This is a genomic window from Pseudomonas sp. FP453, assembly GCF_030687495.1.
Classification (GTDB): Bacteria; Pseudomonadota; Gammaproteobacteria; order Pseudomonadales; family Pseudomonadaceae; genus Aquipseudomonas.
Map to the genome: position 1 here is coordinate 3,316,267 of NZ_CP117435.1, position 26,568 is coordinate 3,342,834.

The following is a 26,568-nucleotide window of genomic DNA, read 5'->3' on the forward strand; positions in this document are numbered from 1 at the left end:
ATGCCCAACGTCAAAGTGTTGATCGGTTTTCTGTGCCTGTTCAGCGGCTATGTGGCTGCCGCTCCCGCGGAAAAGGACGTGGCCCAAGCGGTCGATCAACTGACCCAGGCCATGCTGCACCTGGACCTCAAGCAACTGCATGCGTTGACCTCCGACACGCTCACCTACGGCCACTCCAGCGGCAAGGTGCAGAACAAGGCGCAGTTCATCGCCGACCTGGAAACCCACACCAGCGCCTTCAAGACCCTGGAAATGCAGAACCAGACCATCACCCTGAACGGCGACACCGCTCTGGTGCGCAACCACTTTCACGCCCTGGCGCTGAACAGCGGCGTGGAAGTGCCGACCGACATCGACAACTTCCAGGTCTGGCAGAAGCAGCATGGCAAATGGCTGCTGATCGGGCGCCAAGCCTACAAATACTGATTTACCACGCCACCACCTTGCGCACCTTCACCAGCGCTTCACGCAGCGCCGGCATGGCCACCGAGCCCAATGCCAGGCGCAACGCGTGGGGCACCTGGGCCGACACCGCAAACGGCTCGGCGGTGGATACGGAAATATTGTCGCGCTGCAAGGTCATGGCGACCTGATCGGCACGCGCCTCCTCCGCCAACGGCAGCCACAGGAAATACGATGACGGGTGACTGATGTAATTCAGGCCCGTCAACACCCGCGCTGCCAGCGCCTGGCGCGCCTGGGCATCCGCGCGCTTTTGCGCTTCCAACTGGGCGACGGTACCGTCTTCGATCCAGCCCACGGCAATCGCGCTCATCACCCCCGGTACGTTCCAGGTGGTGGCCATGATCGTGCGCTCCAACACCTTCACCCACTCGGCAGGCGCCGCGACAAACCCGACCCGCAGTCCCGTCGCGACGCTTTTCGACAGCCCGCCTACGTACACCGTGCGCTCCGGCGCCAAGGTCGCCAGGGGCGGCGGTGGGTTTTCGGCCAAGAACGCGTAGGCCGCATCCTCGATAACCATCAGATTGTGCTCACGGGCAATGGTCACCAATTGCTCGCGCTGCTCCAGGCTCATGACCCAGCCCAGCGGGTTATGCAGGGTCGGCATGCTGTACACCGCGCGCACCGGGCGCTTGCGGCACAGCTGCTGCAAGTGGTGCAGGTCCGGGCCGGCAGGCGTCACCGGGATCGCGACGATTTCCAGGTGTAGGGTCTCGGCCAGCACCTTGAAGCCCGAATAGGTCAGCGCATCGACGGCGATCACATCCCCCGGCTTGAGCAGCGCCATCATCGTCACCGCCAACCCATGCTGTGCGCCGCTGACCACCAGCACCTGCTCGGCCTCCACCGCCAGCCCTCGGCTCAACAGGTGACGGGCCACCACCGCGCGCTCATGGATGCGGCCGGCGTGGGGCTGATACCGCAACAACGCCTCAAGGTCGCCGGACAATGCCAACTGGCGCAGGGCCGTGCGCAACAGATCCGCCTGGCCCGGCAGTGACGGGTAGTTGAAATTCAGGTCCAGCATGCCCGTCGCGACGGTCATCTGCCCGCTGCCCTGCCCCGGCGGCAACGCGATCTCACGCACAAAGGTGCCACGCCCGGTTTCACCGCTGACCAGGCCCATCGCCTCAAGCTCGGCGTACACGCGGCTGGCGGTGACTAGCGCCAAGCCATGCTCGGCGGCCAATTGCCGATGGGTCGGCAGGCGCGTGCCGGGCGGCATGTCGCCATTGCGGATGGCAGCGGCAAAGGTATCGACCAGCGACTTGTAGCGGGCGCGCGGCATAGGGCTGTATCCATGACAATTTTTTGATTGTAATAATCTTCAACTCTAGGATGGCCCGCACGCAATCATTCTTTTTCAGGCCACCGCCCATGGAACGCACGTCTTCCCTCAACCCCCTGGACAGCAGCACCCAGGGCTGGATCAATGGCTTTATCGGCGTGGTGATCTTCAGCGGTTCATTGCCGGCCACGCGGCTGGCAGTGATGGAGTTCGACCCGGTGTTCCTGACGATGATCCGCGCCGCCATTGCCGCCGTACTCGGGCTGCTGCTGTTGGCGCTGTTCAAGGAGCAACGCCCCGCGCGCAACCAGTGGCTGCCCTTGGTGATCGTCGCGCTGGGCGTGGTCATCGGCTTCCCCTTGCTCACCGCACTGGCGCTGCAATACGTGACCTCCGCCCACTCCATCGTGTTTATCGGCTTGCTGCCGCTGGCTACGGCGGTGTTCGGCGTGCTGCGTGGCGGCGAGCGCCCGCGCCCGGTGTTCTGGCTGTTTTCGGTCCTGGGCAGCGTGCTGGTGATGGGCTACGCGTTTGCCCAAGGCTTGAGCGCCGCGCCGGCGGGTGATGTGCTGATGGTGTTGGCGGTGCTGGTGTGCGGCCTCGGGTATGCCGAAGGCGCCACGTTGTCGCGCAGCCTCGGCGGCTGGCAGGTGATCTGCTGGGCGCTGGTGGTGTCGCTGCCGGTGGTGCTGCCGTTGAGCCTGATCCTCGCACCCGCGAGTTTGCGCGGCATCAGCCTGCCCGCGTGGCTGAGCCTGGGCTATGTGGCGCTGTTCAGCATGCTGATCGGCTTTGTGTTCTGGTATCGCGGTTTGGCCCAGGGCGGTATCGCGGCGGTTGGCCAGTTGCAATTGCTGCAACCGTTCTTCGGCCTGGCGCTGGCGGCTGGCTTGCTGCACGAGCAGGTCAGCCTGGGCATGCTGCTGGTCACCGTCGCAGTCATCGGTTGCGTGGCCGGCGCGAAGAAATTCGCCCGCTAGCGCTGCGGCGCGACCATCTTGAACTTGATGTGGATGTCATTGGACACCACGCTGTTGCCGGCCCACTCGCCCTCGCCGATCTTGAAATCGGCGCGCTTGAGGATGAACTCACCGTCAAACACACCGATGCCGCCCTGCTCCTTGAGCACCACATCCACCATCACCGGGCGCGTGATGCCTTTGAGGGTCAGGTTGCCGTTGATCTTGAAGCGATTATCCCCCAGCGCCGTGGCGCCGCTGGATTGGTAGACGCCCTGCGGGTATGCCGTCGTATCGAACCAGGACGGCCGCTGCAATTGATCATTGGCATCAGCGCTGCCGGCATCGATGCTGGCAAGCTGGATCGTGAGCCGCGCATGGGCCGCCTCGGGGTGCTGCGTGTCAAACGCCAGCGTGCCTTCAAACTCGCCGAACGTGCCGTAGACCCGCTGGCCGAACTGCTGGAAGGTGAAGCTGATCTGGCTGGCCGCGCGGTTGACGTCTCGATACTCCACGGCCCGGGCACTGGAAAACCCACCCAGGACCAGCGCCAGCAACACGATTGGGAAAAGTCGAAGGTTCATGCAACGCTCCGCGAGAAGTAAGGCCAACGGGTTCCCATCCTGCCCGTGTGCTGCTAAACAGAGTAGCCCCCCAAAACAATAAGGACATTTCATGCAGGCTGCTTCTCTCCAGGACATGACCGCCCCCGAAGGTATCTGCTACGGCTGCGGCGCCAGCAACCCCCACGGCCTGCACATCAAGAGCCGCTGGGACGCCGACGGCATCCACCTGATCGCCGAACACCTGCCCGACGCCCAGTTCAGCGGCTGGCCGGACCTGGTCTACGGCGGCCTGATCGCCATGTTGGTGGATTGCCACTCCAACTGGACCGCCATGGCCTACCACTACCGCGCCGAGCAGCGCGAACCCGGCAGTCTGCCACGCATCGACTGCGTCACTGGCAACCTGGGCATCAAGTTCATCAAGCCGACGCCCATGGGCGTGACATTGACCTTGCGCGCGCGGGTCGAGGGCGATGTGGGACGCAAAAGCCGCGTGGTCTGCGAGGTGTACGCAGGCAGCGTGCTGACGGCCATTGGCGACTCGCTGTTCGTGCGCGTCGACACCGGCCAATTGGCCGCCACCGCCCATGGCCGCGAGGGTTGAAGGTGGTTTACATTGACCGCCACCGCTAATCGAGGATTGCACCGATGACTCGTCTCACCGCGAAAGACTTTGCGCCCGAACTGCTGGAGCTCTATGACGGCTACGCCCACGGCAAGATCAACCGCCGAGAATTCCTTGACCGCGCCGCACTGTTTACTTTTGGCGGCCTGACCGCCTCGGCATTGCTGGCGGCCCTGAGCCCCAATTACGCGCTGGCCGAACAGGTGAAATTCACCGACCCGGATATCGTCGCCGACTACATCACCTATCCCTCGCCCAAGGGCAACGGCACCGTACGCGGCTACCTGGTGCGCCCGGCCAAGGCCGCAGGCAAATTGCCCGCCGTGGTGGTCGTCCACGAAAACCGTGGCCTCAACCCCTATATCGAAGACGTCGCCCGACGCCTGGCCAAAGCCGGCTTTATCGCCTTGGCGCCGGACGGCCTGACCTCGGTGGGCGGCTACCCCGGCAATGATGAAAAAGGCGTGGCCCTGCAACAGACCGTTGACCCGACCAAGCTGATGAACGACTTTTTCGCCGCCATCGAATGGCTGATGCACCACGACAGCAGCACCGGCAAGGTCGGCATCACCGGTTTCTGCTACGGCGGCGGCGTGACCAATGCGGCGGCGGTGGCCTACCCTGAATTGGGCGCGGCGGTGTCGTTCTATGGGCGCCAGCCCGAGGCCAAGGACGTGCCGCGCATCAAGGCGCCGATCATGCTGCATTTTGGCGAGCTGGATACGCGGATCAATGAAGGCTGGCCGGCGTATGAGGCGGCGTTGAAAGCTGCGGGTACTCCGTATGAGGCGTTTATCTACAAGGGCGCCAATCATGGTTTCCACAATGATTCGACGCCGCGCTATGACGAGGCGGCGGCGAACCTGGCGTGGGAGCGCACGCTGGGCTGGTTCCGCAAATATCTCGCTTAGCGGCAATCCAGTTGTGGTCACTGGCTTTTGTGGGAGCTGGCTTGCCTGCGATGGCGGTGTATCAGTCACCCCTTGATTGACTGACCCACTGCTATCGCAGGCAAGCCAGCTCCCACACAAACTGGGACCGACAGTTAATCCTCGGTGTTTCCGGGTTAGTGTTCCAACGCATACCGGCGGCAATGGTTGAGGTAGCCCTGCTCATGGCTGCCCACCAGTTGCACCACGCTGGTCCACAGCCAGGACGGCGCGTCCAATTGCTTGGAGCGATTCTCCTGTAGCACGGCCATCCAGTCCTTGCGTGTGTCCCGGTCCATCTGCCGCGCATGGGCGATCCCCACCACGCGGGCCAGGTAGCCGGCAGCGTGCATCGCGTCAATCTCGCTCAGTTCATCCAGTTCCAGCTTCATGTCCTGGGGCAACAGTTCGCGGATGAAAAAGCCGTGGTCGAGAAACCGCGTCGCCACCATGCGTTCACCCAGGCCGGGTGACAACTGGCGCGCGCCCTCCACCACGCGCCGGCCGTTGTCCCGGGGCATTTTTGCGCGGGCGGCTCGCGGCGCGGCGGCGCCGACGGCCTCCTTGATATCGATCAGGCAATATTCTTCGTCCTCCTTGTCGCCCACCCCCAGCAACACGGCATAGCGCAGCAAGCCCAGGGAACTGCACCCCTTGACCCAGTACGCCGAGTCCAGCAGTTGCACCTTGGCATCCTTGGGCCGGCCCTTGAGGGACGTGACCAGTTGGTGGATTTCGTCCGAGGCGCAGACGTCTTCCAGCGCGCTCTTTTCCGCCCGCGACAACGACCAGAAGTGCTTGCCCAACGGAATGGTCGGCCGCGCACTGTCGATACGCTCACGCGCCAGGCTTTTCCACGTGCGCTCCACGGCGCTGCGCATGCCAGCCTTGACCTGGGACGGGCGTGGCGGTGTTTCGTCGGGCTTGTCCTTGAACGCCTGGGCGTAGCCCACCATCATTTCTTCGAGCATGCGCGCGGTGGTCACGCCGGGTAAATCCGAGCCCCGTGCGGCGGTGGCCAGGGACAAGGCCAGGCGCACCAGGTCGTGGGCCGGGTTGCCGATCACGGTCTGGTCAAGGTCGCGGATATGCATGTCGATGCGGCCCTTGTTGTCGCCGGTCGGGCCCAGGTTGCCGGCGTGGCAATCGCCGCAGATCCAGATCGCCGGGCCGTGGGGCAAGCGCCGACCGGGCAGGCTGTGCAGCCATTCATAAAACTGCACGGTGCTGCCACGCACGTAGGCGTGGGCAGAGCGGGCCATTTTCAGGTTACGCAGTTGCGTGAGGTGGGGCATGCGGGCGGAGGGGCGCGGGCTTTTCATGAATGCACTCGGTACGGGGTACGGTAGAGGTTGGCCCGTCGCAAATGTTTCATTTTGTTTCATGAATAAAAATCAGGACGCCCCGGTGGCCGCCATCAGCCACCCCTTGAACGCCGCCATCGCCGGTGTCTCGGCCCGTGACTGCAAGCGGGTCAGCCAATAACTGCCGGTGCTGATGCCCACATCGAATGGCTGGCGGACAGCATCGCTTTGCAGCTGGCGCGAAAACATCAGCGCTGGCGCCAAGGCCACACCCAGGCCCTGCAATGCCGACTCCATCATTGCCAGGGACGAGTCGAACACGATACTGCGCGGCACCAGGGTGTCGGCAGGCAACCCGGCCGCCTGGAACCACAGGCTCCATTCATCGCTCCGGTAGGAGCGCAGCAAGGTGTGCTTGAGCAGGTCGGCGGGCGTGCGCAGTTGCTCGGCAAGGTGCGGCACACACAGTACGGTCAACGGCGCTTCCAACAGTTGGCAGGCATCGGTGCCGTGCCAGGCGCCGGCGCCGAAGCGGATCGCGTAATCCAGGCCTTCGGCGGCCACATCGACACGGTTGTTGTGGGTGGAAAGACGCAGGTCGATAAACGGATAACGCGCGTGGAAGTCCGCAAGGCGCGGCAGCAGCCAGCCGACGGTGAAGGTGCCGACTGCACCCAAGGTGAGCACTTCACGGTAGTGCCCGCCTTCGAACTGGCTGAGGGTCTGGGCAATGCGATCAAAAGATTCACGCACCACCGGCAACAGGGTTTCGCCTTCACTGGTCAGCATCAGGCCCCGTGGCAGGCGCTTGAACAACGTGACATTGAGTTGTGCCTCCAGGCTTTTCACCTGATGGCTGACCGCGGCCTGGGTGACGCACAACTCGATGGCGGCACGCGTGAAGCTCAGATGCCGGGCCGAGGCCTCGAATGCACGCAGGGCGTTTAGGGGAAGATGGGAACGAAGCATGCCTTAACCCAAATTTTTCTAATGGCTGTTGCGAAATATGATCGTTTGCCCAAAAACCGCGAACTGCCTACATTGGCGGCGCCTGCGCAGGTTCCATTCAATCGATCATACTCATGGAAGCAACATCATGCCCCAACATGCCTTGTCTGGAGTGCTGAATTTTACTGGTCTTGTGCTATTTCTCGGCGCTGGCCAGTGCCTGGCGGCGAACGACCTGCACGCCGTGGTAGACGCCAGTGTCAAACCGTTGATGCAACAACAGTCTATTCCCGGCCTTGTCATCGGGGTCGTGCAGAACGGCAAGACACAATACTTTAACTACGGCGTCACCGACCAAGACACTCGCCAGCCTGCCAACGAAAACACCCTGTTTGAACTAGGCTCGGTGAGCAAGACCTTTACCGCCACCCTCGCCGGCTACGCGGTTGCCACTGGCAAGCTGAACCTGTCGGCGCCGGCCAGCCAGTACCTGCCAGCGCTGCAGGGCAGCGCGTTCGAGCGCATCAGCGTGCTCCAGCTCGGCACCTACAGCGCGGGCGGTTTGCCCCTGCAATTCCCTGCGGAAGCCGACAATACCCAGCGCATGATCAGTTACTTCCAGCACTGGAAGCCCGCATTTGCCCCCGGGGGCCAGCGCTTGTACTCCAACCCGAGCCTGGGCCTGTTCGGCTACTTGACAGCTCAAAGCCTAAAGCAACCCTTTGACCAGGCGATGGAGAACACCCTGCTGCCAAAACTGGGGCTCCAGCACACGTTCATCAGCGTGCCCAAAGGCCAGATGGGCCTGTACGCCCAGGGCTATGGCAAGGACGGCAAACCGGTGCGCGTCAGCCCTGGCGCCATGGACAGCGAAGCCTACGGCCTCAAGAGCAGCGCCTCAGACCTGCTGCAATATGTTCAAGCCAACCTCGACCCGACACGCCTGGAGCAGCCGTTGCAACAGGCCATCACCCTCACTCATACCGGTTACTACACCGTCGGGGGCATGACCCAAGGCCTGGGCTGGGAAATGTACCCCTACCCCATCGCTCGGGATGCGCTGGTCAATGGCAATTCGACACAAATGGCCATGGAGCCGCACCCGGTCAACTGGCTGACACCTGCACAACCCGCCCATGGAGACATGCTGGTCAACAAGACCGGCTCCACCCGAGGATTTGGCGCCTATGTGGCGTACGTGCCGAGCAAGGGATTGGGCATGGTGATTCTGGCGAACAAAAACTACCCGAATGAAGAACGGGTGAAGCTCGCTCACCTCATCCTGGGGGCGATGGACAAATAGACATGCCCCCTACCCGACTGCTTGCACCCAGGCAGTCGGGCGTTGGCGCCTTACGCGAGCATCCGTTCGTAGTAGTTGTCATCGGCGCCAGGCTGGAAATGGACATCACACACAAACCCTTCAAGCCCCTGGCTGTTGATCCCGCAGTCAAGCTGACGGAGCGTGTCCAGGCGTTGAAGGATGTGTCGGTAGGTGCCCTCCATCAAGGCCAACGCTGCGTCAAAAACGCCGGCCTTGCCCCACGCTCGAATGATTGCGTTTTTTTGCTCGGCCGTTCGCACGCCTTTAACCAGGGATTGATTGGCGAGAATCATCAGAAACGACTTGGGGCCGCCTTCCAGGTCTGTCGCAAAGCCCTTTTTTGCGAAATGCGGAATGTGGTTGATATCGCAGTAATCGTTCACGTAGCGATAATAAACACCCAACTCGTACAACAGCGCTTCAAGTCCAGCGTGCACCCCGTCATCCAACGGTCGCAAACGCTGGCAGGCGTCGAGTAAAAAAACAAAAAAGCAGCCTGTATTGGCCTGCGCGACAAACCCGTATTCTTCCAGGCTGGGCAACACAGCACCCTCGCTGATCTGCGTATCGAGGTACTGACCGATGTGCAAGGACTCCAGGCATTTCAAACCGGCACGCAACACACCCAGGTCATTCAATTCGGTAAGAGCGCGCAGCCCCTCGAGATAACCGTACATGCCTGAAACCAACGCCACAGAGGCGCCGTAGCGCTTCCATACCGCCGGGACACCACGACGCAGACAATCGCCGTCCAGCAGGTCGTCATGGATCAGCGACGCAACATTCATGCGCTCCACGGCATTGCACAGCACCTGAGCCTGGTGTGCGGGCAGACGGTAGAGCGCCGATAGCGCCCAAGCGAGCTCCGTTCGAACCTGTTTGCCACGTACGTGTGCTTGATAGGCAAACGGTTCGATCCATTGGGCCTGGGCACTGGCATACCGCATCGGGTCAATGCCGGGAAAGGAGGTGTTCATTAAAGTGGCCTCTTGGGCGACACAACAAAGCGCTTCCCTACCCGTGCACCTGCGCGCAAAAGACCCTTCCACAGCAGCGGCCACCCCTTCACACCGGAACATCCTGTTCACTATCAAGCTAGCCCGCAGCTGAAACCGGATTAGATTTTTTATTTTTTGGAGCCCCCTCACGCAATCACGAAACAATATAAATAGCCGCCCACAGCCAAAGGCAGTTTTGGCTATAAGACATACGTCAGGCCTTCAATACTTAGCCTCTCTCCGCCCCCACCTGCCAGGAGCCTGAGATGCACAGCGTATGGCAACAACCCGAGACGTTTCCCCTGAGCCTGTACACCGACCAAGCGCAACACCATACCCGCCAGTGGCTGCAAAACATGGGGCTGCAAGCCACACCGCATGCGGCCCATCAGATGGACATCTACCTTCCAGGGACCTATGCCGGCTATCTGTGGTGTGACGCCCCGCTGGACATACTGCTGATTCTCTCCGACCTGCTGGGCTGGTTCAGTTGCCAGGACGACTTCGCGGACGAAGACTGCACCGACCCCAACGCCATGGAGCGACTTTTGCGCGAGGTCTACGCCTGCGCGTTTACCTCCGATAGCCGCAGCCGTGAACCCCTCGCACGCGGGCTCGCGGATATTGTCCGGCGCGCCGCACGCCTGATGCCACCGCAGTGGAAACAACGCCTCGCAGAACAATATGCGACCTACCTGTTGCCTTGCTGCACGGCGCTGATGCATCGCCTCCATCACACCCAGCCGGCCCTGGACGGCTACGAGTGCCTGTGGCGAAACGCTGGCGGTTTTCAGGTCTGCACGGAGTTCAATTACCTGGTGCACGACATTCACTTGGCCTCATCCGCTTACTACAGCGGTCCCTGGCAAGAGCTGCGCAATCTGGCGTTGAATTTGTGCAAGGCCGTCAATGACCTGCTGTCATTCCCCATCATGGAAAACCCCGACGACGATAGCTACAACTTGTTGACCCACCTGAGGCACCACCAAGGTTATGCCAGCGAACGCGCAGCCGAGGAAGTGATGCTGCGCATTGAACAGTGGGCCGAACGCTTTACCCACGCCCAGCAACACTTGCCAGTGCGCCTTGCCGAACTCGGCTATGACGAGCGCACCCAGGAGCAAATGCGGGTATGCGCCCAGGCGCTGCATCAGCAGTGGCGCGGCAACATGGCCTGGCACCTTGTGGCGCCGCGTTATGGGCAAAATCGCTCACCCCTCGCGCCTTCGCCCTCCCTGCCCCCCTTTCGCTGCTAGGCAGGCAGAGAATTCTTTTGCCATAAAAAGACCAAGATCGGGATGGACAGCAAAATTCCTGGATTGTAGATTGGATACAGTTGACACATCATGCCAACTCCCAACAACAAGAAAGGTACCCAAAATGGCAATCTGGAAAGGTGTTTTCCCAGCAGTCACCACCAAGCTGACCCCTGACGGCGAAGTCGATCTGATGGCAACCCGAGCCAGCATCGAACGCCTGATCGCCGGCGGTGTTTCCGGCATCATCGTCCTGCCGATGCTGGGCGAAAACGCGTCAATGAACCTGCAGGAGCGTGAGTCGGTGATTCGCGCGGCGGTCGAAGTGGCCGCCGGCCGGGTCCCCGTGCTATCGGGCCTGGCCGAAATCACCCTGCACACCGCGAAGAAACACGCGGCCCTGTACAAGAGCTTTGGTGCACAAGGGCTGATGGTCTTCCCCAGCCTCGGCTACAAGACCGACCACCGCGAAACGGTCGAATGGTACAAGGGCATCGCCAGTGCAACCGACCTGCCGATCATGATCTACAACAACCCCATCGCGTACGGCGTGGACTGCACGCCGGCGATCCTGGCAGACCTGATGGATACCCCGCAAATCGTCTGCGTCAAGGAGGAGACCGGTGATATCCGCCGCGTCACCGACATGTATGTCGCGTTCGGCAATCGCTTCAGCATCTTCTGTGGAGTCGATGACCTGATCGTCGAAAGCAGCGCACTGGGTGTCACCGGCTGGGTGTCCGGGATGACCAACGTGTGGCCGGTGGAGTGCGTGAAACTGTTCAACCTCTGTGCCGAGCAACGTTTTGACGAAGCCCGCAAGCTGTACCACATCCTCACGCCCTCCTTTCACCTGGATGTGCACGTCAAGCTGGTGCAGTACATCAAGCTGGCCGAGCACCTGGTATACGGCGCACCCGAGTGGACACGCGCGCCGCGCCTGGCCCTGGTAGGCCGGGAGCGCGAGTACGTCATCAACACCGTGCAAAAAGCCATCGACACCCTGGCTGCACACGGCTGATACAACGCGGGCCTCGCACCTGTGCACGGGCCCGCCCCCTCCATGAAGTGAGAACCACCATGTCTATTACAGGTCATCTGCTCATCGGCCAGTCGAGGGTTCCCGGTAAAAACGGGCAATTGCGGGCTATCAATGCCGCGACCGGCGAAGCCCTTGCCCCCGTATTCGGCGGCGCCAGCCTGGACGACCTTGAGGCCGCCTGCGCCTTGGCCGATGCCGCTTTCGACCGTTACCGCGAAACCGCACCAGAGGGCCGCGCAGTCTTTCTGGAAACCATTGCCAGCCACATCCTGGCGTTGGGCGATGCATTGATCGAGCGCTGCATGGCCGAAACCGGCCTGCCTCGCGGACGCATCGAAAGCGAGCGCACACGCACAGTCGGCCAACTTGCGCTATTCGCATCGGTTGTTCGCGAGGGCGACTTCTTCGAAGCACGTATTGACCCGGCAATCCCTTCCCGCACACCACAAGCCCGCGCGGATATTCGAATGCGCAACATTGCCATCGGCCCGGTGGCGGTATTTGGCGCCTCCAACTTTCCCCTGGCCTTTTCGGTCGCCGGTGGCGATACCGCCTCCGCACTCGCGGCCGGTTGCCCGGTCATCGTGAAAGCCCATTCTGCCCATCCGGGCACGTCCGAGTTGGTGGGGCGGGCAATTCAACAAGCCGTCCGTGACTGCAACTTGCCGGAGGGGGTGTTTTCCCTGTTGTTCGACTCGCAGCACACGATCAGCCAGGCGCTTGTCGCCGATCACCGCGTCAAGGCTGTTGGCTTCACCGGTTCGCAACGGGCTGGCGTAACGCTGATGGGTATCGCAGCCGCACGCCAGGAACCTATTCCAGTCTATGCAGAAATGAGCGCGATCAACCCCGTCATCCTGCTGCCCCATGCACTGGCCGAACGAAGCCCCCAGATTGCCACTGCTTTTACAGCGTCCCTGACCTTGGGCGCCGGCCAGTTCTGTACAAACCCGGGATTGATCCTGGCCATTGACGGCCCCGAACTGGCGGCCTTTGAGCGCGCCGCCATCGACGCCCTGGCCCTGTGCCCCGCAGCGACCATGCTGACGCGCCAGATCTACGAAAGTTATTGCGCTGGCGTCGAAAAGCTCCGCGCGCAGCCCTCTGCCGTACTGCTTGGCCGAGGCAAACCGGGCACTGGCGCTCAAGGGCAACCCGCTTTGTTTGCGACGAGCGCCGCTGCATTCCTCGCACAACCACCGTTGCACGATGAGGTATTCGGTGCCTCATCGTTGATTGTCCGCTGCCCCGATGCAGCCACCGTGCTCCACGTGCTCAACGCGCTGGGTGGCCAATTGACGATTGCCGTGCACGCCCACGCGAACGACTACCCCGCACTGGCCGCACTGCTGCCCAGCCTGGAGAAAAAGACTGGGCGTGTGCTGTTGAATGGTTTTGGTACAGGCGTGGAGGTCTGTCATGCGATGGTCCATGGTGGCCCCTTCCCAGCCACCTCCGACGCGCGTACCACCTCGGTGGGCAGCCGGGCAATCCAGCGCTTTCTGCGGCCCGTGTGCTACCAGGATTTCCCCCAGGCATTACTACCCCCCGTGCTTCAGGACCGGAATCCATTCGGTATTGGCCAGCGGACGGGAGCAACGGTTGCGGGCTGATGCTGAAATGTTTCGCTCTCACCTATTGGAAGCGTCCTACACTCCTTTGCCTGAGGTATGATCGCCCAAGGAGGATCTCAAATCCTGGATCCATTCACCTGCCAGTAGTTGAAGAATGTCTAAAAAAGAACCCTCGCCCAACCTGCGCATCAAACGTCAAAGCTTGCCTGAAACCCTTGCGGAATCACTGCGCGAGCGGATTCTCAACGGTGAATTCAAAGAAGGTGAATCACTGATCCAGGAGACGATTGCGACCGAGTACGGTGTCAGCCGCATGCCCGTGCGTGAAGCGTTCAAGGAGCTGGAGGCGTCCGGCCTCATCACCACCCAGATCCACAAGGGCTCGGTGGTGAAGTCCATCCCACCGGAGCAGATCGAGGAGCTGTTCGACCTGCGCGCGCTGCTGGAGTCCGAGTTGCTGGAGCGCTCGCTGCCGAACATGACAGACGCGCATTTTGCTGCCACCAAACAGCTGCTGCCTCAGCTCGAAGCAGCCTATGTCAACGACGACATCGCGCAATGGGGCAAGCTCAACTGGCTATTCCACGAGAGCCTTTACGCAGCGGCCGATCGTGTCCAGACCTTGGCGATCGTTCAAGGCATCAACGTCCAGACAGATCGCTATATCCGCTTGCAACTACTGCTGACCGCCGGCAAAAAAGAAGCCGAAGTCGATCACCGTGAATTGCTCAGGTTGTGCGAAAAAGGTGACGCCAAGAAAGCCGTTCAGTTCCTGCGCAAGCATATTCAACGGGCGGGCGCCGACCTGGTTACGCTGCTCAAGAAAAAGCGCGAGAAAGAAACTCGGGCCTGAACCCCGGGGCGCCTCACCTTCGACCACAAAGCCTTTGCAGTCGAACGGATCACACCAGTTGAAACCCATGCGCCAACGGGTCACGGTCATCCACAAACAGCGTGTTATGACCCGTGACTCGGGCCCAGCCAGCAACACTTGGCAGGATACCGGCAAAGGCACCGACCTCCGTTGCCGACTCGACCCGACAATCAAACATCGTACCGATGATACTTTCGTGAACAAATGCATCGCCTACCTTCAAGCGCTTTTTGGCCACCAGTTGTGCCATGCGTGCAGAGGAGCCGGTGCCGCATGGCGAACGGTCAATGGCCTTGTCGCCATAAAACACCGCGTTGCGTGCATCGGCGCGAGCGTTCCTGGGCTTGTCACACCACATCACATGGCTGACGCCCTGGATATGCGTGTCCAGCGGGTGCACCGGCGCCAACAGGGCCTGAGCGGCCTGGCGGACCAAGGGACTCAAGCGCACGATCTCGCTGACAGCCATTGAGTCCAAGCCAGCCCAGCCCGCTTGCGGCTCAATGATCACGTAGAAGTTCCCACCGTAGGCCAGGTCGATCGTCAACGTGCCCAGGCCCGGTATGTCGAGCTGCACATCGGCGGCGTGGAGGTAGCTGGCAACGTTGTAGAGGCGGACCTGCTCTACATGTGCGCCATTTCTTACATAGTCGATGGCAACACGCCCTGCCGGCGCTTCGATTGCCAGCGTGCCCTCGATTCGAGGCGTCACCAGGCCAGCCTCCAACGCAGCCGTTACCGTGCCGATGGTGCCGTGACCACACATGGGCAGGCAGCCACTGACCTCGATGAACAGCACGCCGATGTCACAATCTTCACGGGATGACGGATAGAGAATGCTGCCTGACATCACATCATGGCCCCGGGGTTCGAACATCAGCGCCTGACGAACCCAATCATGCTCACGCTGGAATATCTGGCGCTTTTCAGCCATCGAAACATTGGGCAATAGAGGCGCGCCGGCGGTTACCACGCGTACCGGATTGCCACAGGTGTGCGCATCAATGCAGAAGAACGTATGACGTGACATGAAAATCCCCTTCTTGGCGGTTTAGTTGAAGCGGCTGATTGCATAGGGTGCGAGATCGATTTGCGGCGGCTTGCCCAGGGCAATATCGCTGACCAGGCGCCCGGTGGTTGCGCCCTGCGTCAGGCCGAGGTGGCCATGGCCAAATGCATAAATGACTGCCGGGTTGCGCGGCGACGCCCCGATCACCGGCAGGCTGTCGGGGGTTGCCGGACGATGTCCCGCCCAATACGTACCGCCCTCTGCCCGTAAACCGGGCAGATAGTGAGCGGCCAACCGCACCAGCGCGCGGGAACGCTGGAAATTCGCCGGCGCATTCAGCCCGCCGAACTCGGCGGCGCCACCAATCCTCAAGCCACAGCTCAACGGCGTGGCGACAAAGTGGCGCTCTGCAAAGATGACCTCACGGGACAACACAACGCCCGGGGCTGCGATGGTGGTGTTGTATCCGCGTTCGCTTTCCAGCAACACCTTGTCGCCGACGTCGCGGGCCAACTGCCCAGACCATGCGCCGGCAGCCACTACCACGCTGTCGGCCAGCACCCGCTGGCCATCGTGTAGCCCTACCGATACAGCAGCGTCCAAGACGCCCGGCCCGATACTGCACGCCTCGCCGACCCGGATACAAAGTCCTCGGCCGACCAGTGACTGGCGCAACGCATCCACGAGCTTCCTGGGATCTCGCACATGGGACCACTGGGGCGTAAACACCCCTCGGGCGACGGACGCGCCGAGTGCCGGTTCGATTTCCCGCGCGTCGTCGCCACTCAAGTCAAGCACCTCCACACCATAGGCACGCTTGAGCGCCCACTGCGCCGCCTCGCTTTCGAACGCCTTCGCGTTCTCGTAAACCGTCAAGGCGCCCAGTTGCTGCAGCTCTCCAAGCAGACCATTTTCGGCGAGGAGCGGCAGGAGGTCGGTGTAAACCCGCGTATTCAGGGCTGCCAGTGCCGCGGCGATGCGCCTGACTTCTGCTGGCCGGCCCGCGCTGGAAAACCGCAGCAGCCAAGTGATCAGGCTGGGGGCATGAGTGGCCCGTATCGCCAAGGGCCCCAGCGGGTCCAGCAACCAGCCTGGCACCTTCCACAACAACCCCGGCACCGAGGCGGGCACCACCTCCGTGACGGCAATGCCGCCAGCATTGCCAAACGAGGCCTTGTCACCTTCAGGGTCGCGATCAATCACGGTAACGCGCACCCCCTCCTTGAGCAGATGGTGCGCCGTTGACAGCCCCACGATGCCGGCACCAATGACGATTACGTGCTTCATGACCCACACCTTTCCCGGATAAAAAAGAACTGCCCTGCAAGGCCGCCACAGCTGACCCAGCGAGCCATTCGACCCAGCGAAGATTGGATACAGTAAACACTTCCTGTCAATCCCTTGCTTCAGATCGGTCAATTCCTGTCACACTTCAACACCAGCAACATCTTTCAAATAAAACATAGATACTTGTTTTTTATAGTTTTTTATACGATACAGCGGAATTTTCTCGCTCAACCACACAAAAAACATCTCTCTCCCTCTTCTTCCGAGATTAAACATTTGGTAGATTTTTTACCAACAGTCGATTGGATACAACCTACAAACGTTCAAACCCTAAAAACAACAATACCCACCACAACAGGGCTCTCCCATGAACATTTCACGCCACGTCAGCAGCACCCTCTTGCTCGCCCTCGCAGCCACCGCGCCGATGGTTTCAACCGCGGCCGACTCGACCCTGGACCAGGTCATTGCGGCAAAAACCCTTCGCTGTGGCGTACAGCTCGACTATCCACCTGCCGGCTTTCGTAATTCGGCCAACGAGCCGGATGGCTACGACGTCCAGTACTGCAAGGACATGGCCAAAGCCCTTGGCGTCAAACCGGTGATTGTCGAAACACCCTCCTCCGAACGCATTCCGGCGCTGGTGTCCAATCGCATCGACGTGCTGATCGCCTCCGCCTCGATCTCGCCCCAGCGCGCGATGAGCGTGAGTTTTTCCCAGCCCTACGTGAACTACACCAACGTCGTTCTAGCCCGCAAAGACACTGGCATTGAAAGCTTCAACGACCTGAAAGGCCGCCACATCGGCGGTGTCACCGGCACCACCACCGAGCAGGAGTTGCAGGTGCTGCGCACCGGCTGGAATGACGCCAATGGCAGCTACACCGGGTTCGGCAGCGAAGCGGAAAGCTACCTGGCCCTGGTCCAGGGAAAAATGGACGGGCTGATCATCGGCAACGCATCGGCCGCCGCGCTGCTCCAGAGCGGCCAATTCCCGACGCTCGCGATCAAGGGTGTTGCACCCACGCCGCCCGACCTGTGCGGCATCGCCGTAAAAAAATCAGACACCCAGATGCTCAACTGGGTAAAGACGTTCGTCTGGGCCCAGGTGAAAAACGGGCGTTACACGCAGCTCTATGCGCAGTACTTCGGTGACGGCCAAGCGCCTTCGCTTGCGGTTGCAGGCGTGGACTACTAACCCCATTCCTGAGCGGCGCACCTTGGCCGCTCTTGCCCGGAGCCTGCGTTATGTTCGGATATACGTTTTACTGGTCAATGGTGTGGGACAAGTTCCCCGAACTCGTCGACGGCGCTCGGACAACGCTTGCGCTGACCGTGCTGTCGATGGTCATCGGCACATTGATCGCCCTTGCGCTGACCCTGTTGCGGCGCCAGGAAAAAGGCCTCGGCCATGCACTGGCCACAACCTGGGTCGAAGTCGCCCGCAACACCCCGGCACTCTTCCAGGTCTACATGATTTATTTTGGCCTGGGCGCACTGGGGCTGCACTTTTCCAGCTACCTGGCAATGCTGTTGGCGTTGTCGTTCAACAACGCGGGCTACCTGGCCGAGATTTTTCGCGGCGGGCTGCAGGCCATTCCAAGGCAACAGCACACGGCCGCCAGATCCCTGGGGCTCTCGTCCTTCGCCGCCTACAGGCACGTGGTCTTTCCACAGTTGTTCAGGGTCGTCTATTTCCCGTACGTCAACCAGCTCAACTGGGCGCTGCTCAACAGTTCGCTGGGCATGATCATCGGCCTGCGCGAACTGACGGGCGCCACCCAGGCAGCTCAATCCGAATCGTTCAGGACGTTCGAGTTTTTTATCGTCGCCGCCGGGATGTACTACGTGATGTCCAAGCTGATCGAGGGCGGCGCCCGACTGACCTTCTGGCGCGTGTTCAAGGGGTAAGCCACCATGCAATTTCAACTCGCGTATTCGGGCCTGCACTGGGGTGATGTTGGGTTCGTGCTGAAGGGGATCTGGCACACCCTGCTGCTGACGTTACTGGCAACGTTTTTCGGCAGCCTGCTCGGCGTCCTGATCGGCTGGCTGCGCCAGGAGTTCAGGGTCGCCCGTCTTGCACTGGCCCCCTGGGTCAACGTCATCCGCAGTATTCCGCTGATCATCCAGTTCATTCTCGCCAACAGCTTTTTCGCCATGGCCGGTTTTGCCCTGAGCCCGCTGCTGATCGGGGTGGTCGTCCTCAGCCTGTACATGGGCATGTTGACCTCGGAGCTGGTGCGCTCAGGCCTGCAATCGGTGCGCCCGCAGTTGAAGAAGGCCAGCCGCTCACTCGGGCTGGGCTACTGGCAGGAGTTGCGCCATATATCCGCCCCACTCGCCTTTCGCACGCTGCTCCCAGGCTGGATTGGCACGGTGATCGGCCTGACCAAGGACACCGCACTGGTGAGCGTGGTGGGCTACATCGAACTGCTCAGGGCCTCGCAGATCCTGATCAACCGCTCAAACGAGGCACTGCTGGTATTGGCCGGCACCGGGCTTTTCTATTTCGCCATCTGCTATCCCATTTCGCGCTACAGCCGCCATCTTGAAAAGGTACTGCACCATGATTGATATCAAGGACGTCCGCAAAAGCTTTGGCCCTGTTGAAGTCATCAAGGGCATCAACCTGACAATCCGCAAGGGCGAAGTGTTATGCCTGATTGGCGCCAGCGGCTCCGGCAAGTCCACTTTGCTGCAGTGCATCAATGGCCTGGAACCCATCCAAACGGGCAGCATCCTGGTCGATGGCACCGATGTACACGCCAGGGGCACCGACCTGAACAAGCTGCGCCAGAGACTCGGCATTGTGTTTCAACAGTACAACGCATTCCCCCACCTCAGCGCACTGGAAAACGTGGCCCTTGCGCCGCGCCTGGTGAAGAAGATCCCCAAGGCCCAGGCACTGGAACTGGCCCATGACCACCTGGCGTTCGTCGGCCTCGAGAACCGCGCCGACATGCGCCCCGCAAGCCTTTCCGGCGGCCAGCAGCAACGCCTGGCGATTGCCCGCGCCCTGGCCATGCAGCCTGACTACATGCTGTTTGACGAAGTGACGTCCGCCCTCGACCCCGAACTTGTGGGCGAAGTACTGGACACGATCCGCAAGCTCAAGCAGTCGGGCATGACCATCATCATGGTGACCCACGACATCGCCTTCGCCCGCGAATCCGCAGACCGAATCGCCTTCTTCGACAATGGTTTGATTTGTGAAGTGGGCGATGCCCGGCAGGTGGTGAGCGCTCCGAGGGAAGAGCGCACTCGGCAGTTCCTCCAACGTGTTCTGCACTGAGCCTGCGCAACTGCTGAATTAACAATCTTTGACAGTTTCCCGACAAAGCCCTCAAAGACTGTCAACCGGCGCGCCCCTAGCATTCGAGCATCCAAACCACCACCCGGGTGCTCTCCATGTTTCGCATATTGCGCAGTATTGCGCTGCTGAGCTGCCTGCTGGGCAGCGTCGGTTGCCAGGGGCAGCCACCGGCCTCGCCGCGCATACAAAAGGGCGATTACGGCGCGATCATCCGGCACCTGCAAACCCGTATTCCCCAGGAAATGGCCCGACGCAATATCCCAGGCCTGTCGATTGCCCTGGTCAATGGTCAGGAACTGATCTGGGCACGCGGCTTTGGCCTGGCCGACAAGGCCCACGGTGTAGCGGTAACCCCCAACACCGCCTTTCGCGCCGGCGGTATCGCCAAATTGCTTACCGCCACGGCGGCGCTGCAATTGGTCGAGCAACAGCGCCTGGGGCTGGATGTGCCGATCCAGCAAGCCTTGGGCGAGTTCCATGTGCGCTCGCGCTTTCATCCAGACCAGGACGCGGCAGACCGTGATATCACCCTGCGCCGCTTGCTGAGCCACCAGTCCGGCCTGCCCAGCGAACACCTGCGCGACCTGCACAGCACCTTCGCCATGGGCCTGATGCCGCTACGCCTATCCGGTGTGTGGCTTAGCAGCCCGCCGGGTTCACAAGTGGCGTATTCCAACCTTGGCTATGCGCTGGTGGGCGCCGCCATTGAGCGCAGCACCGGCAAGAGCTTTGAAGCCCAACTGCAAAACAGCCTGCTCAAGCCCCTGAAGATGAGCCAGTCGAGCTTTATCGGGACCGGCACGACCCCTGGCTTTCGCGCGCAGGGGTACCAGGATGGCAGTGCGAGCACCGATGCGCAGGTTCGCGACCTGGCCGCCGGAGGCTTGTGGACCAGCCCGAAGGACCTTGGCCACTACGTGCAGATGCTGTTTGCCCAGGGTTTGTACAAAGGTGAGCGAGTGCTGAGCGCACGTTCCATCGACGAGATGTTCACCCAACAAAACACCGGCAACGCCCTCGACTTCGATTGCCAGATTGGCCTGGGCTGGTTCCTGGCGCCGTGCGGCGATGAGCCCGTCGGCCCCGGCATCCGCACTTATCAACATAGCGGCGGCGGTGATGATTTTGCCGCGCAGTTGACCTTGCTGCCGGACCAGCAACTAGCCGTCATCATCATGGCCAACGACAGCAGCGCCGAAGACCTGGTCGCCCGCCTGGCCACCGATGCCCTGCGCCTGATGCTCCAGGCGCAAACCGGAGAACCGGTGTGTGGCGACGGCTGTGAGGCACTCAGCCACGGGCTCAAGCTGCGTCACGTGCCCGCCGCCATCGACCGCAAGCGCCTGGCTGGGTTTTATGCCACCGCCTGGGGTGTATTTCGTATCCGCGATGCCAATGATCGCTTGTACGGCGAGCTGGCCGGGTTCGACTTCGAGCTGTTGCGTGACGAACAAGGCTGGTTGCGCGCGCAAAAACGCGTACTCGGTTTATGGCTCAAGGACCTCGGCGAATTGGGTCGCGTGCAGTTGGATATGGTCACTGTACAGGGGCGCCAAATGCTTACCGCCCGCAGCCACGGCCAACGTATCGCCATTGGCGAGCGCATCGACCCGCCGCCCCTGCCCCAGGCATGGGCCGACACCATCGGCACCTATCAGGTCCTCAGTACCCATGAGCCCGACGCGCCATTGACCGGCATCAACGTGCGCCTGGAGCAAGGCTTTCTGGTGATTCGCGGCCAATTGCACGACGAACCACTGACCGATTACATCCTGCTACCCGTCGACAACGCCCACGCGGTACTGGCCGGCAACGGCTACGGCCTGGGCGATACCGTCAGCCGCCAAGTCAATGGCCTCAGCGCCTCCGGCTACGCGTTCAAACGTACCCACTCACCTCACCCACCCCTGAACCTCTGACACGGACGAACCCCCTGATGCGCTCTAGAAACCTATGCCTGTCCCTTTCCTCGTTGTGCCTGCTCGCTGCAGCCGAGCCTGCCATTGCCGAGGACTGGCAATACAGCCTCAAGGCCGGCGTCGGCAACGCACCCCGCTACAGCGGCAGCGACGAACGCATGACCGCGCCGCTGCTGGGCGGCAAAATCGTCAGCCCCTGGGGGATTTTCCTCGACACCGACAAGGGCCTGGGCTGGGGCTACGAAGGCAACGCCCTGAGCTTCAGCACCTATATCGGCGCCAGCGCTTCACGCAAGGATAAGAACGAGTCGATGCATGCCGGCTCCAAGCGCCTCAAAGGCATGGGCGAAATCAAGTCACGCGCGCAAGTAGGCGTGAGCGCCAGCTACAACCTCGGCGGCGCCATCGTCGGTGCGACCCTGGAACACGCGCTCAAGGACGATGACCACAAGGACACCGGCAAGGCCTACACCCACCTGGAACTGAGCCTGGGCACCAACCTCTATGACGGCCGCTACGGCTCGGTCGATGCCAGCCTCAGCAGCCACTTTGGCGACCGTGAATACCTGCAGACCTGGTACGGCGTGACCACGGGCCAGGCCGCACAAAGCCGGTTCAAGGCCTACAAGGCCGGTGCAGGCAATATCAGCAACGGCATGAACCTGGTGTGGAGTTTGCCGATCAGCGAGCACACCCAATTCTCCACCTTGCTCGATGTGCAGTACCTGGCGGACGAAGCGGGCAAGAGCCCGATTGTGGAGCGGCGCTTGCAGACGTCGGTGATGGGGGTGCTGGAATACACGTTCTGACCCAGCAACCCAATAAAACCTTGTGAAAACAAACACTGTGGGAGCGGGCTTGCCCGCTCCCACAGTGGATCTTCACATTATTCAAGGGTGTTACTCGGCATATGCCCAGGTCATCCGAAACGACGCGCCGCCCCACTCCGAATCCAACACCTCCACTTGCCCGCCATGCCACTGCGATACCCGCTGCACCAGCGCCAAACCCAGGCCAAAACCACCGGTACGGCGATCACGGCTGGCGTCCAGGCGCATGAAGGGTTGGAAGATCTTCGCCCGCCCGTCCTCGGGCACGCCCGGGCCGTCGTCGCACACCCGCACTTCATAACCATTGCCGAACTTGACCAGCGACACTTCCACGCGCCGCTCGGCGTACCGAATGGCATTGCGCAGCAGGTTGATCACCGCCCGCGCCATGAAGCGTGGTTCGATCTGGATAACGTCCACTTCACAGGTCCGCAACGACAGCTGCACACCCGCCGCCTCGGCCTCCAGCGCAACGCTGCCGATCACGCTGTCGAGCCAGCTGTGGGCCTCGATGCTTTCCCGGGTGACCTGAGTCGCGCCGCGCTCCAGGCTGGCATAAGTGAGCAGCTCGGAAACCATTTCTTCCAGCTCGCCAAGGTCGGCATACATGTCGGTGATCAACGCGCCACGCAGGACCGGGTCAGCCTGTTGCTTGAGCTGGTCGAGCTCGAACGACAGGCGCGCAATCGGCGTGCGCAACTCATGGGAAACCGCGTTGGTCAGTTCACGCTGGTTGGCGATCAGGCTTTCGATGCGCTCGGCCATCTGGTTGAAGTGCCCGGCCAGTTCACGCACGGTGGAGCGGCGCGGCAGCAGGATGCGTGAGCCAAGGTCGTTGTCGCCAAAACGCTGCGCGGCCAGGCGGATATGTTCCAGGTCCCGCCAGTGCGGGCGCACCCAGAAATACAGGACGATGGCCAGGCACAGGCCGAGGAACCCATAGGCCCACAGGTACAACCACTTGGGTTCTTCCGGGAGCTTGATTTCCAGCAGTTGCGAACCGCCGTCGATATTGGCGATGAATTCCATGAAGTCGCCACGCACCACCAATTGTCCGGCCGCCAGCAATTGCTGTTCGCGGGAGTTCAGCTTCAGCTGATCACGTGCCACCAATTTCAGGTGCAGCCCGTAATGGCTTTGCAACTCAGCCAGGCGCGCCGCCCGGCCCGCCTCTGGCACGGGGCGCAATTGCTCCACCAAGCCATACGCCGGGCCGCGCATGGCTTCGCGGTTATAGGTTTCGTTGGCTTCGGGCAGCAACTCGTCAAAGGTGTAGTTGACCAGCCAGATGGCCCCCGCCAGACCCAGCGCGAGGATCACATACAGGCGCAGAAACAGCCGCAGCATCTAGACCTCCCACGCGAACGGATTGAACAGGTAACCCTTGCCCCAGATGGTTTTGATACACACCGGCTCACGGGGGTTGTCGTTCAGCTTGCCGCGCAGCTTGCTGATGTACACGTCCACGCTGCGATTGAGGCCGTCAAAGGCGATGCCGCGCATACGGTTGAGGATGTCATCGCGAGACAGGATCGTGCCCGAGTGGCTGGCCAGCAACCAGAGCAATTCGAACTCCATGGTGGTGAGGTCGATCTTCTCCTCGCCCAGGCTGACTACCCGGCACGTGCGATCAATGGCCAGCCGGCCGAACGCCAGGGAGCCGCGCACCGTGGGTTCAGGCACTTGGCGCCGCTGCAAGGCGCGCAAACGCGCGAGCAGTACCGGCGGTTTGATCGGCTTGATCACATAGTCGTCGGCACCGGACTCCAGGCCCAGGATGTGGTCCAGGTCGTCCTCTTTGGCCGTAAGGATGACGATGGGTGTGTCTGAGACGTTGCGGATGCCGCGGCACACGTGCAGGCCGCTCTGGCCCGGCAACATCAGGTCGAGTACGACAATCTTCGGTTTGAAATCCAGGAACGCCGCCAAGGCTTCATCGCCCCGGTGCACCACGCGCACGTCAAAGCCATGCTGCGACAGAAAGTGTGCGATCAGCCCTGCCAGTTTCTCGTCGTCTTCAACGAGCAATACCTTGCCCAGACCCAGGTTTTCCATAAGTTCTCAGTGTGCGACGCAGATTGAAGTGCAGGCATTATAGGTGGCAAGCTGGGCAACTTAAGCAACTGGCCAGCACGGCCCGACGAAGCTTCATGCTTTTAAGACTTTTTAACAAATAGCCTGCAATCTTTAACGCCATTCACAGGGAGTTGTATGCGCAAGGATTACCTGGCGTTTTTTGTCTCGCTGTTCCTGTCGCGGCTGGCGGATCAGATCCTGCTGTTTATCGTGCCGTTGATCGTCTTCCAGACCACCGGCAGTGTTGCCTGGGCCGGACTGGCGTTCTTCGTCGAATCGCTGCCGCGCTTCCTCGCGTTTCCGCTGTGCGGGGCGTTGTGCGACAAGTACCCGCCGGTGCGTATCCTGCATATCAGCCAGGTCTATCGGGCGCTGGCCTGCGTGGTGGCAGTGGCGCTGTTCGGCCTGTTCGACGGCATCTACTGGATCGTATTGCTGTCGGCTGTGTGCGGGGTGTTGACCACCCAGGGCATCATGGCCCGGGAAGTGCTGATGCCGCATATCTTCCAGCAGTACAGCTATGCCAAGACCCTGTCCTATTCACAGATCGCCGACCAAAGCGGGCTGGTGCTCGGCCCCCTGGTGGCGGCGCTGATGCTGGACGTCTGGGCGTGGCATTGGGTAGTGCTGGGGATTGCCGGGCTGTTTGTGCTGGCGGACGTGGCGATGCGCGTGTGGCAGCGTTCCAGCACGGTCGTCCCGGCCGTTTTCGAGCAGCATCGGGATATCTGGGTGCAGCCGCTGCGGATTGCGTTCGGGCATATCGGCAACCTCGCTGGGCTCAAGCGCCTGATTGCGTTGACCATGGGCGTGAACCTGATCATCGGCGTCACGCTGGCCACGTCAGCCGCGATGGTCACGGGCCTGTACGTCGCCGGCAAAGACGCCTACGCCTTGCTGCAAGCGGCCGGCGCACTGGTGACCATCGTCATTCTGTTCTACGTGGCGCGCGCCACCTTGCCATTGAAGCTGCTCGGCGGGCTTTCCTACGCAATGATTGCCCTGGGCGCGCTGATCATGGCGATCAGCCCCACGCTATGGCTGTATTCCCTGGGCTTTTTGCTGGTGATCGGCTTCGACAAGATGTACAGCGTGTACATGCGCAGCGTGCGGCAGCAGGTGATTCCCGTGCAGGACTTCGGCAAGACCGTCGGTGTGATCACCTTGCTCAACAACCTGCCACAACCGCTGGCGGGCCTGGTGATTGCCGTGTTGGCCGCGCCCCTGGGCGTGCAAACGGTGATCCTGCTGCTGGCAGGCATCACCGCGTTGATTGGCGTGGCCGTCGCCTCAGGCTGGTACGCCACTGTGAAAGCGGAACTCGACGTCGGGTGACTCGATCAATTCCTGCTCGGCTGCCCGCACCCGCTCGATCACCAGAGGCACGTCTTTGGCGTCGCCGTACTGGTAGGCCAACTTGAGGTAGCCCTGGAAGTGGCGCGCCTCGCTTTTCAGCAGGCCGAAGTAGAACTTGCCGAGTTCTTCGTCCAAATGCGGCACCAGTGCTTCGAAACGCTCGCAACTGCGCGCTTCGATAAAGGCGCCGACCACCAGTGTATCCACCAGCTTGACCGGCTCGTGGGTGCGCACGACTTTACGCAAACCCGAAGCGTAACGCCCGGCGTTCAGTTGGCGCAGTTCGACCTTGCGCTTTTTCATCAGACGCATGACTTGTTCGTGGTGCACCAGCTCTTCCCGGGCCAGGCGCGACATCATATTGATCAGGTCGACATGGCTGTAGTACTTGGCGATCAGGCTCAGGGCGGTGCTGGCGGCTTTGAATTCGCAGTTCTTGTGGTCGATCAGCAGGGTTTCCTGATCGGCCAAGGCCGCCTGGACCCAGGCGTCGGGGGTGCGGCAGCCGAGGAATTCGTGGATTTCGGGCAGGTTCATCGGGCTCACGGGCAAAGGATCACAAAAGGGCGCCGATTATACCGACCACGCCGCAGACCACCAGCCACTGGCCTTGATGTGTATCA

The 26,568-nt window shown here is 61.4% G+C and carries 26 protein-coding genes; 16 read left to right on the plus strand and 10 right to left on the minus strand.

The window, feature by feature from the left end:
• Positions 1-426 (plus strand): nuclear transport factor 2 family protein, encoded by a 426-nt coding sequence (locus tag PSH87_RS14865; protein WP_305429994.1) that lies wholly within the window; start codon positions 1-3, stop codon positions 424-426.
• A 1-nt stretch (position 427) separates the two neighbouring features.
• On the opposite strand, the gene PSH87_RS14870 is transcribed toward PSH87_RS14865, so the two are convergent.
• A complete protein-coding gene (locus tag PSH87_RS14870; protein ID WP_305429995.1) occupies positions 428-1,753 on the minus strand; it encodes a PLP-dependent aminotransferase family protein in 1,326 nt (441 codons plus the stop codon).
• 89 nt (positions 1,754-1,842) lie between these two features.
• On the opposite strand from PSH87_RS14870, the gene PSH87_RS14875 reads away from it, so the two are divergent.
• The gene (locus tag PSH87_RS14875) at positions 1,843-2,733 is read left to right on the plus strand and encodes a DMT family transporter (RefSeq protein ID WP_305429997.1); all 891 of its coding nucleotides are present in this window, start codon (positions 1,843-1,845) and stop codon (positions 2,731-2,733) included.
• Here PSH87_RS14875 and PSH87_RS14880 read toward each other — a convergent pair.
• The gene (locus PSH87_RS14880; protein WP_305429999.1) at positions 2,730-3,296 is read right to left on the minus strand and encodes a YceI family protein; all 567 of its coding nucleotides are present in this window, start codon (positions 3,294-3,296) and stop codon (positions 2,730-2,732) included. The two genes, PSH87_RS14875 and PSH87_RS14880, sit on opposite strands and share 4 nt — an antisense overlap.
• Before the next feature lie 91 nt (positions 3,297-3,387).
• Between PSH87_RS14880 and PSH87_RS14885 the strand changes: the two genes are divergently transcribed.
• Positions 3,388-3,882 carry a PaaI family thioesterase gene (locus PSH87_RS14885; protein WP_305430000.1) on the plus strand — a complete coding sequence of 165 codons (495 nt, stop codon included), beginning with the start codon at positions 3,388-3,390 and terminating at the stop codon, positions 3,880-3,882.
• Positions 3,883-3,926: 44 nt separating this feature from the next.
• Positions 3,927-4,814, plus strand: coding sequence for a YghX family hydrolase (gene yghX, locus PSH87_RS14890; protein ID WP_305430002.1), 888 nt, complete (start codon positions 3,927-3,929; stop codon positions 4,812-4,814).
• A 155-nt stretch (positions 4,815-4,969) separates the two neighbouring features.
• Here the strand turns inward: yghX and PSH87_RS14895 are convergent, their stop codons facing one another.
• Positions 4,970-6,154 carry a DUF2252 family protein gene (locus PSH87_RS14895; protein WP_026136712.1) on the minus strand — a complete coding sequence of 395 codons (1,185 nt, stop codon included), beginning with the start codon at positions 6,152-6,154 and terminating at the stop codon, positions 4,970-4,972.
• A 72-nt stretch (positions 6,155-6,226) separates the two neighbouring features.
• A complete protein-coding gene (locus PSH87_RS14900) occupies positions 6,227-7,105 on the minus strand; it encodes a LysR family transcriptional regulator (RefSeq protein ID WP_305430005.1) in 879 nt (292 codons plus the stop codon).
• Positions 7,106-7,232: 127 nt separating this feature from the next.
• Between PSH87_RS14900 and ampC the strand changes: the two genes are divergently transcribed.
• Positions 7,233-8,387 (plus strand): class C beta-lactamase, encoded by a 1,155-nt coding sequence (gene ampC, locus PSH87_RS14905; RefSeq protein WP_032864804.1) that lies wholly within the window; start codon positions 7,233-7,235, stop codon positions 8,385-8,387.
• A 50-nt stretch (positions 8,388-8,437) separates the two neighbouring features.
• Here ampC and PSH87_RS14910 read toward each other — a convergent pair whose 3' ends face one another.
• Entirely contained in the window at positions 8,438-9,385 is a 948-nt protein-coding gene (locus tag PSH87_RS14910) for a polyprenyl synthetase family protein (RefSeq protein WP_017736092.1), read from the minus strand.
• Between the two features lie 287 nt (positions 9,386-9,672).
• On the opposite strand from PSH87_RS14910, the gene PSH87_RS14915 reads away from it, so the two are divergent.
• The 4 genes from PSH87_RS14915 to PSH87_RS14930 all read left to right on the plus strand — a co-directional run bounded on the left by PSH87_RS14915 (position 9,673) and on the right by PSH87_RS14930 (position 14,131).
• Entirely contained in the window at positions 9,673-10,662 is a 990-nt protein-coding gene (locus PSH87_RS14915; protein ID WP_305430007.1) for a hypothetical protein, read from the plus strand.
• Between the two features lie 124 nt (positions 10,663-10,786).
• Positions 10,787-11,683, plus strand: a complete 897-nt coding sequence (locus tag PSH87_RS14920) for a dihydrodipicolinate synthase family protein (protein WP_017736094.1) — start codon at positions 10,787-10,789, stop codon at positions 11,681-11,683.
• Positions 11,684-11,742: 59 nt separating this feature from the next.
• Complete coding sequence (locus PSH87_RS14925) at positions 11,743-13,317, plus strand: aldehyde dehydrogenase (NADP(+)) (protein ID WP_305430008.1); 1,575 nt, start codon at positions 11,743-11,745, stop codon at positions 13,315-13,317.
• A gap of 115 nt (positions 13,318-13,432) precedes the next feature.
• Positions 13,433-14,131 (plus strand): GntR family transcriptional regulator, encoded by a 699-nt coding sequence (locus PSH87_RS14930; protein ID WP_017736096.1) that lies wholly within the window; start codon positions 13,433-13,435, stop codon positions 14,129-14,131.
• Positions 14,132-14,180: 49 nt separating this feature from the next.
• On the opposite strand, the gene PSH87_RS14935 is transcribed toward PSH87_RS14930, so the two are convergent.
• Together PSH87_RS14935 and PSH87_RS14940 are read right to left on the minus strand one after the other, a co-directional pair.
• The gene (locus tag PSH87_RS14935) at positions 14,181-15,182 is read right to left on the minus strand and encodes a 4-hydroxyproline epimerase (protein ID WP_305430009.1); all 1,002 of its coding nucleotides are present in this window, start codon (positions 15,180-15,182) and stop codon (positions 14,181-14,183) included.
• A 21-nt stretch (positions 15,183-15,203) separates the two neighbouring features.
• A complete protein-coding gene (locus PSH87_RS14940; RefSeq protein WP_305430011.1) occupies positions 15,204-16,448 on the minus strand; it encodes an FAD-binding oxidoreductase in 1,245 nt (414 codons plus the stop codon).
• A 367-nt stretch (positions 16,449-16,815) separates the two neighbouring features.
• Here PSH87_RS14940 and PSH87_RS14945 point away from each other — a divergent pair, with 367 nt between their 5' ends.
• The 6 genes from PSH87_RS14945 (at position 16,816) to PSH87_RS14970 (ending at position 22,492) form a co-directional block, all read left to right on the plus strand.
• Positions 16,816-17,646, plus strand: a complete 831-nt coding sequence (locus PSH87_RS14945; protein WP_305430013.1) for a transporter substrate-binding domain-containing protein — start codon at positions 16,816-16,818, stop codon at positions 17,644-17,646.
• A 50-nt stretch (positions 17,647-17,696) separates the two neighbouring features.
• Positions 17,697-18,359 carry an amino acid ABC transporter permease gene (locus PSH87_RS14950; RefSeq protein ID WP_305430014.1) on the plus strand — a complete coding sequence of 221 codons (663 nt, stop codon included), beginning with the start codon at positions 17,697-17,699 and terminating at the stop codon, positions 18,357-18,359.
• Positions 18,360-18,365: 6 nt separating this feature from the next.
• Positions 18,366-19,025 (plus strand): amino acid ABC transporter permease, encoded by a 660-nt coding sequence (locus PSH87_RS14955; protein ID WP_305430016.1) that lies wholly within the window; start codon positions 18,366-18,368, stop codon positions 19,023-19,025.
• Positions 19,018-19,743, plus strand: a complete 726-nt coding sequence (locus tag PSH87_RS14960) for an amino acid ABC transporter ATP-binding protein (RefSeq protein ID WP_305430017.1) — start codon at positions 19,018-19,020, stop codon at positions 19,741-19,743. The genes PSH87_RS14955 and PSH87_RS14960 overlap by 8 nt, the downstream gene beginning before the upstream one ends.
• Positions 19,744-19,859: 116 nt before the next feature.
• On the plus strand, positions 19,860-21,683 hold the full coding sequence (locus PSH87_RS14965; RefSeq protein ID WP_305430019.1) for a serine hydrolase: 1,824 nt from the start codon (positions 19,860-19,862) through the stop codon (positions 21,681-21,683).
• 17 nt (positions 21,684-21,700) lie between these two features.
• On the plus strand, positions 21,701-22,492 hold the full coding sequence (locus PSH87_RS14970) for a MipA/OmpV family protein (RefSeq protein ID WP_026136716.1): 792 nt from the start codon (positions 21,701-21,703) through the stop codon (positions 22,490-22,492).
• A 90-nt stretch (positions 22,493-22,582) separates the two neighbouring features.
• Here the strand turns inward: PSH87_RS14970 and PSH87_RS14975 are convergent, their stop codons facing one another.
• Positions 22,583-23,860 (minus strand): ATP-binding protein, encoded by a 1,278-nt coding sequence (locus PSH87_RS14975; protein ID WP_305430021.1) that lies wholly within the window; start codon positions 23,858-23,860, stop codon positions 22,583-22,585.
• The gene (locus tag PSH87_RS14980; protein WP_017736106.1) at positions 23,861-24,568 is read right to left on the minus strand and encodes a winged helix-turn-helix domain-containing protein; all 708 of its coding nucleotides are present in this window, start codon (positions 24,566-24,568) and stop codon (positions 23,861-23,863) included. It abuts the gene before it with no gap.
• A 156-nt stretch (positions 24,569-24,724) separates the two neighbouring features.
• On the opposite strand from PSH87_RS14980, the gene PSH87_RS14985 reads away from it, so the two are divergent.
• Positions 24,725-25,924: an MFS transporter gene (locus PSH87_RS14985; protein ID WP_305430022.1), complete on the plus strand. Its 1,200-nt coding sequence runs from the start codon at positions 24,725-24,727 to the stop codon at positions 25,922-25,924.
• Here the strand turns inward: PSH87_RS14985 and PSH87_RS14990 are convergent.
• Positions 25,880-26,482, minus strand: a complete 603-nt coding sequence (locus PSH87_RS14990; protein WP_257783770.1) for a tRNA-(ms[2]io[6]A)-hydroxylase — start codon at positions 26,480-26,482, stop codon at positions 25,880-25,882. The genes PSH87_RS14985 and PSH87_RS14990 overlap by 45 nt on opposite strands.
• Positions 26,483-26,568: the final 86 nt, after the last annotated feature.